Genomic DNA, 14,843 nt, shown 5'->3' with positions numbered 1-14,843 from the left:
GCTCTCAATAACGGGGACTAGCCCGGAAAATGACGAGTATTGCCTGCAATTAAAGATATAGAGCCGAACATATATGCCTTTTACACTTGGTCAACGCTGGATCAGCGATACAGAAAGCGAATTGGGACTTGGTACTGTTGTCGCCATGGATGCGCGAACCGTCACTTTACTTTTCTCATCGACGGGTGAAAACCGTCTGTATGCGCGCAGTGATTCCCCCGTGACCCGCGTGATGTTCAATCCTGGTGACACGATTACGAGCCATGAAGGCTGGCAACTGCATGTCGATGAAGTAAAAGAAGAAAACGGCCTGCTTGCCTATATCGGAACCCGCCTTGATACCGAAGAAACCGGTGTAACGCTGCGTGAAGTGCTGCTCGACAGCAAACTGGTTTTCAGTAAACCCCAGGATCGCCTGTTTGCCGGCCAGATTGACCGTATGGACCGCTTTGCGCTGCGCTATCGCGCACGTAAATTTCAGAGCGAGCAGTACCGTATGCCGTGGAGTGGCTTGCGTGGTCAACGTACCAGCCTGATCCCCCACCAGCTCAACATTGCCCATGATGTCGGCCGTCGTCATGCCCCTCGCGTGCTGCTGGCAGACGAAGTGGGTTTAGGTAAAACCATTGAAGCTGGGATGATCCTGCATCAACAGCTGCTGTCAGGTGCCGCGGAGCGCGTGCTGATCATCGTCCCGGAGACGTTACAGCACCAGTGGCTGGTCGAAATGCTGCGTCGTTTCAACCTGCGCTTTGCGCTGTTTGATGATGAGCGTTATGCCGAAGCGCAGCACGATGCCTACAACCCGTTTGAAACCGAACAGTTGGTTATCTGTTCGCTGGACTTTGCCCGTCGCAGTAAACAGCGTCTGGAGCACCTGTGTGATGCCGAATGGGATCTGCTGATTGTCGATGAAGCCCATCACCTGGTGTGGAGCGAAGACGCGCCCAGCCGTGAATATATGGCCGTTGAACAGCTGGCAGAGCGCGTACCAGGCATCCTGCTGCTGACCGCAACGCCGGAACAGCTGGGCCTGGAAAGCCACTTTGCGCGCCTGCGCCTACTGGATCCAAGCCGCTTCCACGATTTCGCCCAGTTTGTTGAAGAACAGAAAAATTACCGTCCGGTCGCCGACGCCGTCGCCATGTTACTGGCTGGCAACAAGCTGAGTAACAATGAGCTGAACATGTTAGGTGACATGATTGGCGAACAGGACATTGAGCCGTTACTGCAGGCGGCAAACAGCGACAGCGAAGACGCCCAGAGCGCGCGTCAGGAGCTGGTTTCGATGCTGATGGACCGCCACGGCACCAGCCGCGTGCTGTTCCGAAATACCCGTAACGGTGTGAAAGGTTTCCCGAAACGCGAGCTGCATACCATCAAATTGCCGTTGCCAACCCAATACCAGACGGCCATTAAAGTCTCCGGCATTATGGGCGCGCGTAAGAGTGCGGAAGACCGCGCGCGCGACATGCTCTACCCGGAGCAGATTTATCAGGAATTCGAAGGCGACACCGGCACCTGGTGGAACTTTGACCCGCGCGTGGAATGGCTGATGGGCTACCTGACCAGCCACCGCTCGCAAAAAGTTCTGGTTATCTGCGCGAAAGCCGCCACTGCGCTTCAGTTGGAGCAGGTTCTGCGCGAGCGCGAAGGTATCCGCGCCGCCGTGTTCCATGAAGGGATGTCGATCATTGAACGTGACCGCGCTGCGGCCTGGTTTAGCGAAGAAGATAGCGGCGCCCAGGTGATGCTGTGCTCTGAAATCGGCTCCGAAGGGCGTAACTTCCAGTTCGCCAGCCATCTGGTGATGTTTGATCTGCCGTTCAATCCGGATCTGCTGGAACAGCGTATTGGCCGTCTGGACCGTATTGGTCAGGTGCATGATATCCAGATCCACGTTCCATACCTGGAAAAAACCGCGCAATCCGTGCTGGTGCGTTGGTACCACGAAGGTCTGGATGCGTTCGAACACACTTGCCCGACCGGACGTACCATCTATGACACGGTATATAACAATCTGATCGGCTACCTGGCTGAGCCAGAAAACACGGATGGCTTTGACGATCTGATCAAAACTTGTCGCGAACAACATGACGCGCTGAAAGCGCAACTGGAGCAAGGTCGCGATCGCCTGCTGGAGATCCACTCTAACGGCGGCGAAAAAGCGCTGGCGCTGGCTGAGAGTATTGAAGAACAGGACGACGATACCAGCCTGATCGCCTTCGCCATGAACCTGTTTGATATCGTTGGTATTAATCAGGATGACCGTGGCGACAATTTGATCGTACTGACACCGTCCGATCATATGCTGGTGCCGGATTTCCCTGGGCTGCCGGAAGATGGCTGTACCATTACGTTTGAGCGTGATGTTGCCCTGTCGCGTGAAGACGCGCAGTTTATTACCTGGGAGCATCCGCTGATCCGTAATGGTCTGGATCTGATCCTCTCCGGCGACACCGGAAGCAGCACCATTTCTTTGCTGAAAAACAAAGCATTACCGGTCGGTACTCTGCTGGTTGAACTGGTCTACGTCGTTGAAGCGCAGGCGCCAAAACAGCTGCAGTTAAACCGCTTCCTGCCGCCAACCCCGGTACGCATGCTGCTGGACAAAAACGGCAACAACCTTGCCGCGCAGGTTGAATTCGAAACCTTTAACCGTCAGCTCAGCGCCGTTAACCGCCACACCGGCAGTAAACTGGTCAACGCCGTTCAGCAGGATGTTCATGCCATTCTGCAACTCGGTGAAGCGCAGGTAGAAAAATCGGCCCGCGCGCTGATCGATGCGGCACGCAAAGAAGCGGACGAGAAACTGACGGCTGAACTCTCCCGTCTGGAAGCGCTGCGTGCCGTTAACCCGAACATCCGTGATGACGAACTCAGCGCCATTGAAAGCAATCGTCAGCAGGTGATGGAAAGCCTGGATCAGGCGGGATGGCGTCTGGATGCCCTGCGCCTGATCGTCGTGACGCATCAATAACGGAGCCTGACATGGGGATGGAAAACTATAATCCGCCGCAGGAACCCTGGCTGGTTATCCTGTATCAGGATGAGCACATTATGGTGGTCAACAAGCCGAGCGGCTTGTTGTCCGTGCCGGGTCGTCTGGATGAACACAAAGACAGCGTGATGACGCGTATTCAGCGCGATTATCCGCAGGCTGAATCCGTACATCGTCTGGATATGGCAACCAGCGGCGTGATTGTAGTGGCGCTAACTAAAGCGGCAGAGCGCGAGCTAAAGCGCCAGTTTCGCGAACGCGAGCCGAAGAAACAGTATGTCGCACGCGTCTGGGGACATCCCGCTCCGGCCGAGGGGCTGGTTGATTTACCGCTGATTTGCGACTGGCCGAATCGGCCAAAGCAGAAAGTGTGTTATGAGACCGGAAAATCGGCGCAGACCGAGTATGAAGTGGTGGAGTTTGCGGAAGATAACACCGCCCGGGTCGTGCTCAAACCCATTACCGGACGCTCCCACCAGTTACGTGTGCATATGCTGGCATTAGGGCATCCGATCCTGGGCGACCGCTTCTACGCCCCGCCACAGGCCCTGGCGTTAGCGCCGCGCCTGCTGCTGCACGCAGAGATGTTAACTATCACGCATCCCGAATACGGCAACAGTATGACGTTTAAAGTTCCGGCAGATTTTTAAACGCAGGACCCATGTAGGCCGGGTGCTTCGCTTGCCCGGCCTACATTCATTAACGTAGGCCGGATAAGGCGCTAGCTGCCATCCGGCATAACGATTATTTAAAGCCTTTCTGTTCTTTAATTAGCTCGTAAGCTTTTTGAATTTCCTGCGCTTTTTGCTTCGCCATTTCCATCATTTCTGGCGGCAGACCTTTCGCCACCAGTTTGTCCGGATGGTGCTCGCTCATCAGCTTACGGTATGCGCGCTTAATGGTGGTCGCATCATCGGTCGCTTTCACACCCAGCACATTGCAGGCGTCTTCCAGCGTCGGACCGCGTTGCGCCTGCTGCCAGCCACCAGCGCCGGATTGCTGCTGATATCCGCCGCCGAACTGAGCGCCGCCCTGCATCATGCGCAGAAACTGATCAAACTGGGTACGTGAGATCCCCAACTCTTCAGCAATCACATACAGCACTTCACGCTCGTTAGGATGCAACGACCCATCGGCAAAAGCCGCCTGGATCTGAATCTCCAGAAACATGCGGATCAGATCGAAGCGACCAAAACAGACGCTGCGAAACTGACGCATTTTTTCACGTAATGGGTAATTGTCCGATTTTCCCACCCGGAAGGCATGTTGCGCGGCGGTACGCGAGTCGCCGTGCAAATTCATTCGATCCATTAATTGACTGGCGATATGGATATCGGCTTCCGTGACGCGACCTTTGGATTTGGTCAGATGCCCCATCACCTCAAAAGTGGTGGCAAAAAACAGCGCCTGGCGTTCACGCTGGTTGGCAAACCACGCCATTTTGCGCATGCGGGCTTTGTCGAACATGTGGCCAACTAACAGGCCCAGAACCACACCCCAGAAGCCGCCGCCCATCATTAAGGCCACGGCGACACCAATTATCTTTCCCCAATACTGCATAGACTCCCCAAATCTTTCTGCTCTCAGCCAGGATATGTCCCACAATATAAGGTGCTTTTACCGATTTACGGCTGCGGTCAATTGTGGGACATCGCCTATAATTTGCATTATCATACCTGTCATTCTATGCCGTGCCTAACACCACAAACGCTATACCCGTTGGATTTCGAGTTGCAACAAGGCGGCAACGCAGTGACCAATTCGTCTGGAACGAAGATGCAGCTTGAAAGGTGGCGGGATAAAATGGGCAGGATTAATACTAGCGAAGTGAAGATGAGATAAGTTAGGCTGTGACCGTTTGTCACGCGCGACGCTACTGATGATGGAACAATAAATACAACGTATGAAAAAACGTATTCCCACTCTTCTGGCCACCATGATTGCCAGCGCCCTCTATAGCCATCAGGGTCTGGCAGCCGATCTCGCCTCACAGTGTATGCTGGGCGTGCCAAGCTATGACCGTCCTCTGGTACAGGGCGAGACTAATGAATTACCCGTCACCATCACTGCTGACAACGCGAAAGGGAATTACCCGGATGACGCGGTGTTTACCGGCAATGTGGACATCGCACAGGGTAACAGCCGTCTGCAGGCCGACGAAGTGCAGCTTCATCAGAAGCAGGCAGAAGGCCAGCCGGAGCCAGTTCGTACCGTCGATGCGCTGGGCAATGTCCATTATGATGACAATCAGGTTATTCTGAAGGGGCCGAAGGGCTGGTCTAATCTGAATACCAAAGATACCAACATCTGGGAAGGTGATTATCAGATGGTAGGCCGTCAGGGGCGCGGAAAAGCCGATCTGATGAAGCAGCGTGGGGAAAACCGCTATACCATTCTGGAAAACGGTAGCTTCACCTCTTGTCTGCCAGGTTCCAATACCTGGAGCGTCGTCGGTAGCGAAGTCATTCACGACCGTGAAGAACAGGTCGCAGAGATCTGGAACGCCCGTTTTAAACTGGGTCCGGTTCCGGTCTTTTACAGCCCATATTTACAGTTACCCGTCGGCGATAAGCGTCGCTCTGGTTTCCTGATACCGAACGCAAAATACTCTACCAATAACTATTTTGAGTTCTATCTCCCGTATTATTGGAACATTGCGCCCAATATGGACGCCACCATCACGCCGCATTATATGCACCGTCGTGGCGGTATCATGTGGGAGAACGAATTCCGCTACCTCACCCAGGCGGGCGCAGGTCTGATGGAGTTCGACTATCTGAATTCCGATAAAGTGTACGAGGATGATGACACTCATAAGAAAGATGATAATTCACGTCGCTGGCTGTTCTACTGGCAACACGCCGGTGTAATGGATCAGGTATGGCGTTTTAACGTCGACTACACCAAGGTCAGCGATTCCAGCTACTTTAACGACTTTGACAACAAGTACGGTTCCAGTACCGACGGCTACGCCACGCAAAAATTCAGCGTCGGCTATGCGGTACAAAACTTTGATGCGACGGTTTCGACCAAGCAGTTCCAGGTCTTTGACGATCAGAACAACAGTAGCTATTCCGCTCAGCCACAGTTAGACGTCAACTTCTATCAGAATGACGTCGGTCCGTTTGACACCCGAATTTATGGGCAGGCGGTCCATTTCGTCAATACCAAGGACTACATGCCAGAAGCGACGCGTGTTCATCTTGAACCAACGATTAATCTGCCGTTGTCGAATAACTGGGGAAGTATCAATACTGAAGCGAAGCTGCTGGCGACGCACTATCAGCAAACTAACTTGGATTGGTACAACAGCAACCCGCGTAACGTTAACAAGCTTGATGATTCAGCCAACCGCGTCATGCCGCAGTTTAAAGTTGACGGCAAGATGATCTTCGAGCGCGATATGAACATGTTAGCGCCGGGCTATACCCAAACGCTGGAGCCCCGTGCTCAGTACCTGTATGTACCGTATCGCGACCAAAGTCATATCTATAACTATGACTCATCCCTGCTGCAATCTGACTATAGCGGACTGTTCCGTGACCGTACCTATGGCGGTCTGGACCGCATCGCGTCTGCTAACCAGGTAACGACCGGGGTCACATCTCGCGTTTATGATGACGCGGCCGTTGAACGTTTTAATATTTCTGTGGGTCAAATCTACTATTTCACCGAGTCTCGCACCGGCGATGACCATATCGAATGGGAGAATGACGACAAAACAGGCTCATTGGTATGGGCTGGCGACACCTACTGGCGCATCTCCGAACGCTGGGGTTTACGCAGTGGGATCCAGTACGACACGCGTCTGGACAGCGTTGCAACCAGCAGCAGCAGTATCGAATACCGCCGCGACGAAAACCGTATGCTGCAGCTGAACTACCGTTATGCTAGCCCGGAATATATCCAGGCAACTTTGCCGAATAAAAACGACAAGAACTATTGGAATGCCCCTCAGTATGAAAACGGGATTTCACAGGTGGGCGCGGTAGCAAGCTTCCCGATCGCCGACCGCTGGTCGATTGTCGGGGCTTACTACTTTGATACCAACGTGAACAAAGAAGCGGATTCCATGCTGGGTCTGCAGTACAACTCCTGCTGTTACGCCATTCGCTTCGGCTACGAACGTAAGCTGAACGGCTGGGATGACACTCAGAAACATGCAGTTTATGACAACACGATCGGCTTTAATATCGAACTACGCGGCCTGAGTTCTAACTACGGTCTCGGCACCAACCAAATGTTGCGTTCTAACATTTTGCCGTATCAAAGCTCTTTATGATCTGATTGATTTACAACGTAATCCGCTTTGCGGTTAATTGAAATGGAAAAAGTATGAAGAACTGGAAAACGCTGCTTCTCGGTATCGCCATGATCGCGAATACCAGTTTCGCTGCCCCGCAGGTAGTCGATAAAGTCGCAGCCGTCGTCAATAACGGCGTCGTTCTGGAAAGCGACGTCGATGGCTTAATGCAGTCAGTAAAACTTAATGCGGGTCAGGCTGGTCAACAATTACCGGACGACGCCACGCTGCGTCATCAGATCCTGGAACGTTTGATCATGGATCAAATCCTCCTGCAGATGGGTCAGAAGATGGGTGTTAAAATCTCTGACGAGCAACTGGATCAGGCGATTGCCAACATCGCCAAGCAAAACAACATGACGCTGGATCAGATGCGCAGCCGTCTGGCACAGGATGGCTTAAGCTATTCGACCTATCGTAACCAGATCCGCAAAGAGATGACCATCTCTGAAGTGCGTAACAACGAAGTTCGCCGTCGCGTTACTATCCTGCCTCAGGAAGTGGATGCCCTGGCGCAGCAGGTCGGCAACCAAAACGATGCCAGCACCGAGCTGAACCTGAGCCACATTCTGATCCCATTACCGGAAAACCCAACTTCTGACCAGGTTAACGCGGCTGAAAGTCAGGCGCGATCTGTTGTTGATGAAGCGCGTAACGGTAGCGATTTCGGCAAACTGGCTATCACCTATTCCGCTGACCAGCAGGCGCTGAAAGGCGGCCAGATGGGTTGGGGACGTATTCAGGAGCTGCCGGGCATCTTTGCCCAGGCGCTAAGCACCGCGAAAAAAGGCGATATCATAGGCCCAATTCGTTCTGGTGTCGGCTTCCACATCCTGAAAGTTAACGATATGCGTGGTCAAAGCCAGAGCATCTCCGTGACTGAAGTTCATGCCCGCCATATTCTGCTCAAGCCATCGCCGATCATGACCGATCAACAGGCGCGTCTGAAGCTGGAACAAATCGCAGCTGATATTAAGAGCGGTAAAACAACCTTCGCGGCAGCGGCTAAAGAGTTTTCTCAGGATCCGGGCTCTGCCAACCAGGGCGGCGATCTGGGCTGGGCTGCAGCGGATATTTTCGATCCCGCTTTCCGCGATGCGCTGACCAAACTTCACAAAGGCCAGATGAGTACCCCGGTGCACTCCTCTTTCGGGTGGCATCTGATCGAGCTGCTGGACACGCGTAACGTTGATAAAACTGATGCGGCGCAGAAAGACAGAGCTTATCGTATGCTGATGAACCGTAAATTCTCGGAAGAAGCGGCAACCTGGATGCAGGAACAGCGCGCCAGCGCCTACGTTAAAGTTCTGAGCAACTAATGACTCGTATTCAACGCGTTGTGATCACTCCCGGCGAACCCGCCGGGATTGGCCCGGACCTGGTGGTTCAGCTCGCCCAGCGTGAGTGGCCTGTAGAACTCGTTGTCTGTGCGGATGCCGCACTCCTCAGTGACCGGGCAGCAATGCTCGGTTTACCGCTTTCACTCCTCCCATACTCTCCAGATACCCCAGCCAGACCGCAATCAGCAGGTACGTTGACGCTGTTGCCGATTGCGCTGCGGGCGCCTGTTATCGCGGGTCAGTTGGCGGTAGAGAACGGACAATATGTAGTGGATACGCTGGCTCGCGCCTGCGATGGTTGTCTGCAAGGTGAGTTTGCGGCGCTGATTACCGGTCCGGTACACAAGGGCGTAATCAATGACGCAGGCGTCCCGTTTACCGGACATACCGAGTTTTTTGAAGAGCGCTCACAGGCGAAGAAAGTCGTCATGATGCTGGCGACTGAAGCACTGCGCGTTGCCCTGGCAACCACTCATTTGCCTCTCAGAGCCGTTGCCGACGCCATTACGCCTGCTCTGCTTAAAGAAGTGATCGGTATTTTGCATCATGATTTGCGCACCAAGTTTGGCATTGCCGATCCGCATATTCTGGTGTGCGGTCTTAACCCGCATGCCGGTGAAGGTGGTCATATGGGAACGGAAGAGATAGACACCCTCATTCCGGTCCTTGATGAACTGCGTGCGCAGGGGATGAAATTAAACGGCCCGCTGCCCGCAGATACGCTGTTTCAGCCCAAATATCTCGACCACGCGGATGCCGTGCTGGCAATGTACCACGATCAGGGTCTCCCCGTGCTAAAATACCAGGGATTTGGTCGCGGTGTGAATATCACGCTGGGCCTGCCCTTTATTCGCACATCCGTCGATCACGGCACCGCGCTTGAACTTGCGGGTCGTGGGCAAGCAGATGTCGGCAGTTTTATTACGGCGCTTAATCTCGCCATCAAAATGATTGTTAATACCAATGAATAATCGAGTCCATCAGGGCCACTTAGCCCGTAAACGTTTCGGGCAAAACTTCCTCAACGATCAGTTTGTGATCGAAAGTATTGTCTCTGCTATTAACCCGCAGAAAGGTCAGGCTATGGTCGAAATCGGCCCGGGCCTGGCAGCGTTGACCGAACCTGTAGGCGAACGCCTGGACAAGCTCACGGTCATTGAGCTGGACCGCGATCTCGCCGCCCGCCTGCAAACACACCCGTTTTTAGGGCCGAAGCTGACGATTTATCAGCAAGATGCCATGACCATGAACTTCGGCGAACTCGCACAAACGATGGGTCAGCCGCTGCGCGTATTCGGCAACCTGCCGTACAACATCTCCACGCCGCTCATGTTCCATCTTTTTTCCTATACTGATGCCATCGCCGACATGCATTTCATGTTGCAAAAAGAGGTGGTCAACCGTCTGGTTGCAGGGCCAAACAGTAAAGCGTATGGTCGATTAAGTGTCATGGCGCAGTATTACTGCAATGTGATCCCGGTACTTGAAGTGCCGCCATCCGCATTTACGCCTGCGCCTAAAGTCGATTCCGCCGTGGTGCGTCTGGTCCCTCACGCGACAATGCCGTACCCCGTTAAAGATGTTCGTGTGCTGAGCCGTATTACCACTGAAGCGTTTAATCAGCGTCGCAAAACGGTACGTAATAGTCTCGGCAACCTGTTTAGCGTTGAAGTACTGACAGAACTGGGCGTTGATCCGGCGATGCGAGCGGAAAATATCTCTGTCGCGCAATACTGCCGGATGGCTAACTATCTGTCAGAAAACGCGCCATCGAAGGAGAGTTAAACATGATCAATTCGCCCCGAGTGTGCATTCAGGTACAAAGCGTCTACATTGAGGCGCAATCCTCACCTGATGATGAACGTTACGTTTTTGCTTATACCGTGACTATCCGCAATTTGGGGCGAGCGCCTGTGCAGCTGTTGGGGCGTTATTGGTTGATCACCAATGGTCATGGCCGTGAAACCGAAGTTCAGGGCGAAGGCGTGGTTGGCGTTCAGCCCCACATCGAACCTGGCGAAGAGTACCAGTACACCAGCGGTGCGGTGATTGAAACACCGCTGGGCACCATGCAGGGTCATTACGAAATGATCGATGAGCAAGGGATCGCCTTTACCATCGACATTCCCGTGTTCCGACTCGCCGTTCCTACACTCATTCATTAAAACAATAGCTATGGCAACATACCTCATTGGCGACGTTCACGGTTGTTACGATGAACTGGTAGCCTTGCTGCACCAGGTTGACTTTAATCCAGAACAAGACACCTTATGGCTCACCGGCGATCTGGTCGCGCGTGGGCCAGGGTCGTTAGACGTTTTGCGCTACGTTAAATCGCTTGGCGACAGCGTACGGTTAGTCCTCGGTAATCACGATTTACACCTGCTGGCCGTGTTTGCTGGCATCAGCCGTAATAAACCGAAAGACCGGCTCACGCCGCTGCTTGAGGCACCGGATGCTGACACGCTGCTTAACTGGCTACGTCGCCAGCCGCTGTTGCAGGTTGATGAAGAGAAGAAACTCGTCATGGCGCATGCAGGGATTACCCCACAGTGGGATCTGCAGACGGCGAAGGACTGTGCTCGCGATGTTGAAGCTGTGCTGTCGAGCGACTCTTATCCATTCTTCCTTGATGCCATGTACGGCGACATGCCAAATAACTGGACCCCGGAGCTGACGGGGCTGGCGCGCCTGCGTTTTATTACCAACGCGTTTACCCGCATGCGTTACTGCTTCCCCAACGGTCAGTTGGATATGTACAGCAAAGAGTCGCCAGAAGATGCGCCTGCCCCGCTGAAGCCGTGGTTTGCCATTCCTGGGCCTGTCAGTGAAGCCTATAGCATTGCATTCGGGCACTGGGCATCGCTGGAGGGCAAAGGCACGCCAGAAGGTATTTACGCGTTAGATACGGGGTGTTGCTGGGGCGGGGATCTCACCTGTCTGCGCTGGGAAGACAAACAGTACTTTGTACAGCCATCAAATCGCCATCTGAATCTGGATCCCGGCGAGGCCGTCAACGCCTGATAGTCGTCTGCCGGATGGCGGTGCTTACACCTTATCCGGCAAACGAATGTGCAATCTGTAGGCCTGATTAGCGCAACGCCATCAGGCATCCACATTAACGACGTTCCAAAATCTCGAAGCAGTAGCTGTGGGAGTTTTGCGCGTCAGCATCGTGGAATTCACTGAACACCGATTCCCAGTCATCCGGTTCGTAGTCCGGGAAATGCGTATCCCCTTCAACTTCCGCATCAATGTGTGTCAGATACAGTTTTTGCGCTTTCGGCAGGAACTGCTCATACACACGCCCACCGCCAATAACCATGATTTCAGGTTCATCGCCACAGGCCGCGATCGCTTCCTCAACAGACTTCACCCACTGCACGCGATCGTCGGTGCCAGGCTTGCTGCTGATGACGATATTTTTACGCCCTGGCAACGGTCGCCCGATGGATTCCCACGTGTGGCGTCCCATGACAACCGGCTTGTTTAAGGTATTACGTTTAAACCAGGCGAGATCGGCAGGTAGGTTCCATGGCATGGCATTTTCCATACCGATGACGCGATCTACCGCTAACGCCGCAATCAGACTGATCATTGAATGTTTCCCGGATACAAAAAAATTGTCGCCACTATACGGAAAGCGCAATCTTTCGTCGACTGGCGGAAAGAGGATGAGCATGAAAATTTTCCGTTCTGCTGGCGAACCGACCTATTTAAGGTGGTACGCCAGCATTACAGTAGTTCAAAAACAGCCAATTAGCAGTAAAGTTTGCAGAACATCACATTTTTTACCCTATGCTGACGGTTTCACTTCCGGCTCATCGGCGACGTCGCCCGTATGCTTACCTTCATCCGTGCCTTGCCAGCCATGGCGTTGAATTAATGATAAGTGCTGACGATCTTCCGCAATAATTTCACTCAGCATTTCGCTGGTGCGTTTATATACCGCCGCGCGGGACGTTGCGTCATTTTCCCCTTTCACCATCTCCTCAACCATCAGCGTGTTGAAGCGGCGGAATACATCGGCCCGCTCACGCGCTTCATAGCGTCCAAGCCCAAGACCTTCCAGTGCCAGACGTCCGGTCTTCAGCGCGCCCTCAAAGGTTTCACGTTCCGGCATCTCCACGCCAGCCTGGCGCAGGCGGATGTAATGATCCACGTCGCGCGCACGGGCAATAATTTGCAGATGCGGGAAATACTGTTTCACCATTTCGGTCAGTTGCAGGCTGGTTTGCGGATCATCAATGGCGTTAATAATAACTTCAGCTTTAGCCGCCCCGGCAGACTCCAGCAGATCCATCCGCGTCGCATCGCCATAGAAAACCTTCATGCCGAATTTACGCAGCGTTTCGATATGGTCCGGGTCATGATCAAGAACCACCATTTTGACCCCGCTTGACAACAACAGACGACCGGTTATCTGACCAAATCGCCCAAACCCGGCGATGATCACCCGAGGTTGTTCCTCGTCGATTTCATCTGCTTCCCGCTCTTCACCGGTCGCCGATTTTTCCAGACGCGTCAGAATTACCAGTAAAATCGGCGTCGCCGCCATCGACAGCGCCACCGCCAGCGTCAACGATTTCGCCCAATCAGGATCAAGCACGTTTGCCATTTGCGCCGCGCCAAACACCACGAAGGCAAACTCACTGCCCTGCCCTAATAACACGGCAAACCATCTGCGCTGCTTGTTCGGCACCTGTAAGGGTTTCGCTATCAGCCACAGCATGACGGTTTTGATAACCAGGAAACCGACCAACAGAATGATAATGCGCAAGGGATTATCAATCAGCGTACCAAAGTCGATAGACATCCCGACGCCGATGAAAAACAGTCCCAGCAGCAGCCCTTTAAATGGCTCGATATCGCTTTCCAGCGCGTGACGATACTCAGAGCTTGCCAGCAGCACGCCAGCCAGGAACGCCCCCATCGCCATCGACAGTCCAACCTCTTCCAACAGCAGACCGAAGCCAAAAACGAGGAACAGCGCAACGGCACTGAATACTTCCCGCAGGCCAGAACGAGCGACAAAACGCAAGGCCGGACGCGTCACATAACGCCCCAGCAACACCACCAGCACCAGGGCGCTCGCCACCTTAAGGGCGGAGAGCGCAAACGCCCCAAGCGTTGTCGATGCTCCGCTCGCCGCAAGTAATGGGATCATCGCCACCAGAGGAATAGCGGCGATATCCTGGAACAACAGCACGGCAAACGCGCTGCGTCCCATTTGCGAAACCATCAGGTTCCGCTCATTCATCGCCTGCATAGCAATAGCCGTGGAGGAAAGCGCCAGCGTCATGCCGATCAGTTCCGCTACCTGCCAGCGCAGGCCGAGGAACATACAGAACAAACCAATCAGACCGCCGCATACCACCATCTGCAGCGCACCACCACCGAACACCGAGGCCCGCAGTTTCCACAAACGTTGCGGATCCAGCTCCAGACCGATGACAAACAGCATCAGCACCACGCCGATCTCGGCAAAATGCAGGATTGATTCAGCGTCGGTCACCATCCTCAGACCCCATGGTCCAATAATGCACCCTGCGATGAGATACCCCAGCACTGATCCTAGCCCCAGTCGCACGGCAATGGGGACAATCAGCGCCGCCGATCCGAGATAAATCAGCGCCTGTATTAGCGTATGGTTATCCATGATGAACCTCCTGCCACTCCAACAGACGCTGTTTGTAATGACGCGCCTGCGCCTGCAGAGTTTCATCATCACAGATAAACGTACAGTGCATCGCAAACGGCGGCAGCCATTTGAGGCCACAGTAGAGCGCCGTTGCCTGTAAGGGCTGGGAAAGCACATCAAATCCGGGATGGGAGCCAATATCAAAGTGGTTTTCGCCGCCGCCGGTCGTCACTGCCCACAGCAGATGTTTACCGTGGAGCGCAGTCCCGCCGTGGCCATACGCCCAACCGTGCGAAAGGACCTTATCCATCCACAGCTTGAGTAAGGGAGGAGTGCTATACCATTGCATAGGATGCTGCCAGATAATCAAATCAGCGCGCGCCAGCGCATCCTGTTCTGCGGCAATATCGATATTGAAGTCGGGGTAGAGCTGGTAGAGCGAGCGGATCTCCACGCCCTCCAGCATCCTTGCCTGTTCAAGCATCCGCTTATTCGCATGCGAGTGCTGCGGATAGGGATGCGCATAAATGATGAGGATCATGATTAGCCTGTTTCACT

General features: G+C 53.8%; 12 protein-coding genes. 8 read left to right on the top strand and 4 right to left on the bottom strand.

Going from position 1 to position 14,843, the window contains the following annotated elements; all coding sequences use genetic code 11:
• Positions 1-73: 73 nt before the first annotated feature.
• Positions 74-2,980, top strand: a complete 2,907-nt coding sequence (gene rapA, locus WC7_RS21895; RefSeq protein WP_016151669.1) for an RNA polymerase-associated protein RapA — start codon at positions 74-76, stop codon at positions 2,978-2,980.
• An 11-nt stretch (positions 2,981-2,991) separates the two neighbouring features.
• Positions 2,992-3,651, top strand: a complete 660-nt coding sequence (gene rluA, locus WC7_RS21900; RefSeq protein WP_016151668.1) for a bifunctional tRNA pseudouridine(32) synthase/23S rRNA pseudouridine(746) synthase RluA — start codon at positions 2,992-2,994, stop codon at positions 3,649-3,651.
• Between the two features lie 94 nt (positions 3,652-3,745).
• Here rluA and djlA read toward each other — a convergent pair whose 3' ends face one another.
• Positions 3,746-4,561 carry a co-chaperone DjlA gene (gene djlA, locus WC7_RS21905; protein WP_016151667.1) on the bottom strand — a complete coding sequence of 272 codons (816 nt, stop codon included), beginning with the start codon at positions 4,559-4,561 and terminating at the stop codon, positions 3,746-3,748.
• Positions 4,562-4,904: 343 nt separating this feature from the next.
• Here djlA and lptD point away from each other — a divergent pair, with 343 nt between their 5' ends.
• The 6 genes from lptD to apaH are packed head-to-tail and all read left to right on the top strand — an operon-like array spanning position 4,905 to position 11,668.
• Positions 4,905-7,283 carry an LPS assembly protein LptD gene (lptD, locus tag WC7_RS21910; protein WP_016151666.1) on the top strand — a complete coding sequence of 793 codons (2,379 nt, stop codon included), beginning with the start codon at positions 4,905-4,907 and terminating at the stop codon, positions 7,281-7,283.
• 53 nt (positions 7,284-7,336) lie between these two features.
• Positions 7,337-8,623 carry a peptidylprolyl isomerase SurA gene (gene surA / locus WC7_RS21915; protein ID WP_016151665.1) on the top strand — a complete coding sequence of 429 codons (1,287 nt, stop codon included), beginning with the start codon at positions 7,337-7,339 and terminating at the stop codon, positions 8,621-8,623.
• Positions 8,623-9,615, top strand: coding sequence for a 4-hydroxythreonine-4-phosphate dehydrogenase PdxA (gene pdxA, locus WC7_RS21920; protein ID WP_016151664.1), 993 nt, complete (start codon positions 8,623-8,625; stop codon positions 9,613-9,615). Before surA ends, pdxA begins: the two co-directional genes overlap by 1 nt.
• Positions 9,608-10,429: a 16S rRNA (adenine(1518)-N(6)/adenine(1519)-N(6))-dimethyltransferase RsmA gene (gene rsmA, locus WC7_RS21925; RefSeq protein ID WP_003018865.1), complete on the top strand. Its 822-nt coding sequence runs from the start codon at positions 9,608-9,610 to the stop codon at positions 10,427-10,429. The genes pdxA and rsmA overlap by 8 nt, the downstream gene beginning before the upstream one ends.
• A gap of 2 nt (positions 10,430-10,431) precedes the next feature.
• Positions 10,432-10,809 carry a Co2+/Mg2+ efflux protein ApaG gene (gene apaG / locus WC7_RS21930; RefSeq protein WP_003018867.1) on the top strand — a complete coding sequence of 126 codons (378 nt, stop codon included), beginning with the start codon at positions 10,432-10,434 and terminating at the stop codon, positions 10,807-10,809.
• A 10-nt stretch (positions 10,810-10,819) separates the two neighbouring features.
• Positions 10,820-11,668: a bis(5'-nucleosyl)-tetraphosphatase (symmetrical) ApaH gene (apaH, locus tag WC7_RS21935; protein WP_016151663.1), complete on the top strand. Its 849-nt coding sequence runs from the start codon at positions 10,820-10,822 to the stop codon at positions 11,666-11,668.
• A 94-nt stretch (positions 11,669-11,762) separates the two neighbouring features.
• Here the strand turns inward: apaH and folA are convergent, their stop codons facing one another.
• The 3 genes from folA to kefF form a co-directional block, all read right to left on the bottom strand.
• On the bottom strand, positions 11,763-12,242 hold the full coding sequence (gene folA, locus WC7_RS21940; RefSeq protein WP_016151662.1) for a type 3 dihydrofolate reductase: 480 nt from the start codon (positions 12,240-12,242) through the stop codon (positions 11,763-11,765).
• Between the two features lie 198 nt (positions 12,243-12,440).
• The gene (gene kefC / locus WC7_RS21945; protein WP_016151661.1) at positions 12,441-14,303 is read right to left on the bottom strand and encodes a glutathione-regulated potassium-efflux system protein KefC; all 1,863 of its coding nucleotides are present in this window, start codon (positions 14,301-14,303) and stop codon (positions 12,441-12,443) included.
• Positions 14,296-14,826, bottom strand: a complete 531-nt coding sequence (gene kefF / locus WC7_RS21950; RefSeq protein ID WP_016151660.1) for a glutathione-regulated potassium-efflux system oxidoreductase KefF — start codon at positions 14,824-14,826, stop codon at positions 14,296-14,298. Before kefF ends, kefC begins: the two co-directional genes overlap by 8 nt.
• Positions 14,827-14,843: the final 17 nt, after the last annotated feature.

The sequence above is a fragment of the Citrobacter sp. KTE151 genome (genome assembly GCF_000398845.1).
Lineage (GTDB): Bacteria > Pseudomonadota > Gammaproteobacteria > Enterobacterales > Enterobacteriaceae > Citrobacter > Citrobacter braakii.
This window is presented reverse-complemented; position numbering and strand designations above follow the sequence as displayed.

Coding starts and splice junctions, on each gene's coding strand:
- rapA (WP_016151669.1), top strand. CDS start 74: ATGCCTTTTACACTTGGTCAACGCTGGATCAGCGATACAGAAAGCGAA.
- rluA (WP_016151668.1), top strand. CDS start 2,992: ATGGGGATGGAAAACTATAATCCGCCGCAGGAACCCTGGCTGGTTATC.
- djlA (WP_016151667.1), bottom strand. CDS start 4,561: ATGCAGTATTGGGGAAAGATAATTGGTGTCGCCGTGGCCTTAATGATG.
- lptD (WP_016151666.1), top strand. CDS start 4,905: ATGAAAAAACGTATTCCCACTCTTCTGGCCACCATGATTGCCAGCGCC.
- surA (WP_016151665.1), top strand. CDS start 7,337: ATGAAGAACTGGAAAACGCTGCTTCTCGGTATCGCCATGATCGCGAAT.
- pdxA (WP_016151664.1), top strand. CDS start 8,623: ATGACTCGTATTCAACGCGTTGTGATCACTCCCGGCGAACCCGCCGGG.
- rsmA (WP_003018865.1), top strand. CDS start 9,608: ATGAATAATCGAGTCCATCAGGGCCACTTAGCCCGTAAACGTTTCGGG.
- apaG (WP_003018867.1), top strand. CDS start 10,432: ATGATCAATTCGCCCCGAGTGTGCATTCAGGTACAAAGCGTCTACATT.
- apaH (WP_016151663.1), top strand. CDS start 10,820: ATGGCAACATACCTCATTGGCGACGTTCACGGTTGTTACGATGAACTG.
- folA (WP_016151662.1), bottom strand. CDS start 12,242: ATGATCAGTCTGATTGCGGCGTTAGCGGTAGATCGCGTCATCGGTATG.
- kefC (WP_016151661.1), bottom strand. CDS start 14,303: ATGGATAACCATACGCTAATACAGGCGCTGATTTATCTCGGATCGGCG.
- kefF (WP_016151660.1), bottom strand. CDS start 14,826: ATGATCCTCATCATTTATGCGCATCCCTATCCGCAGCACTCGCATGCG.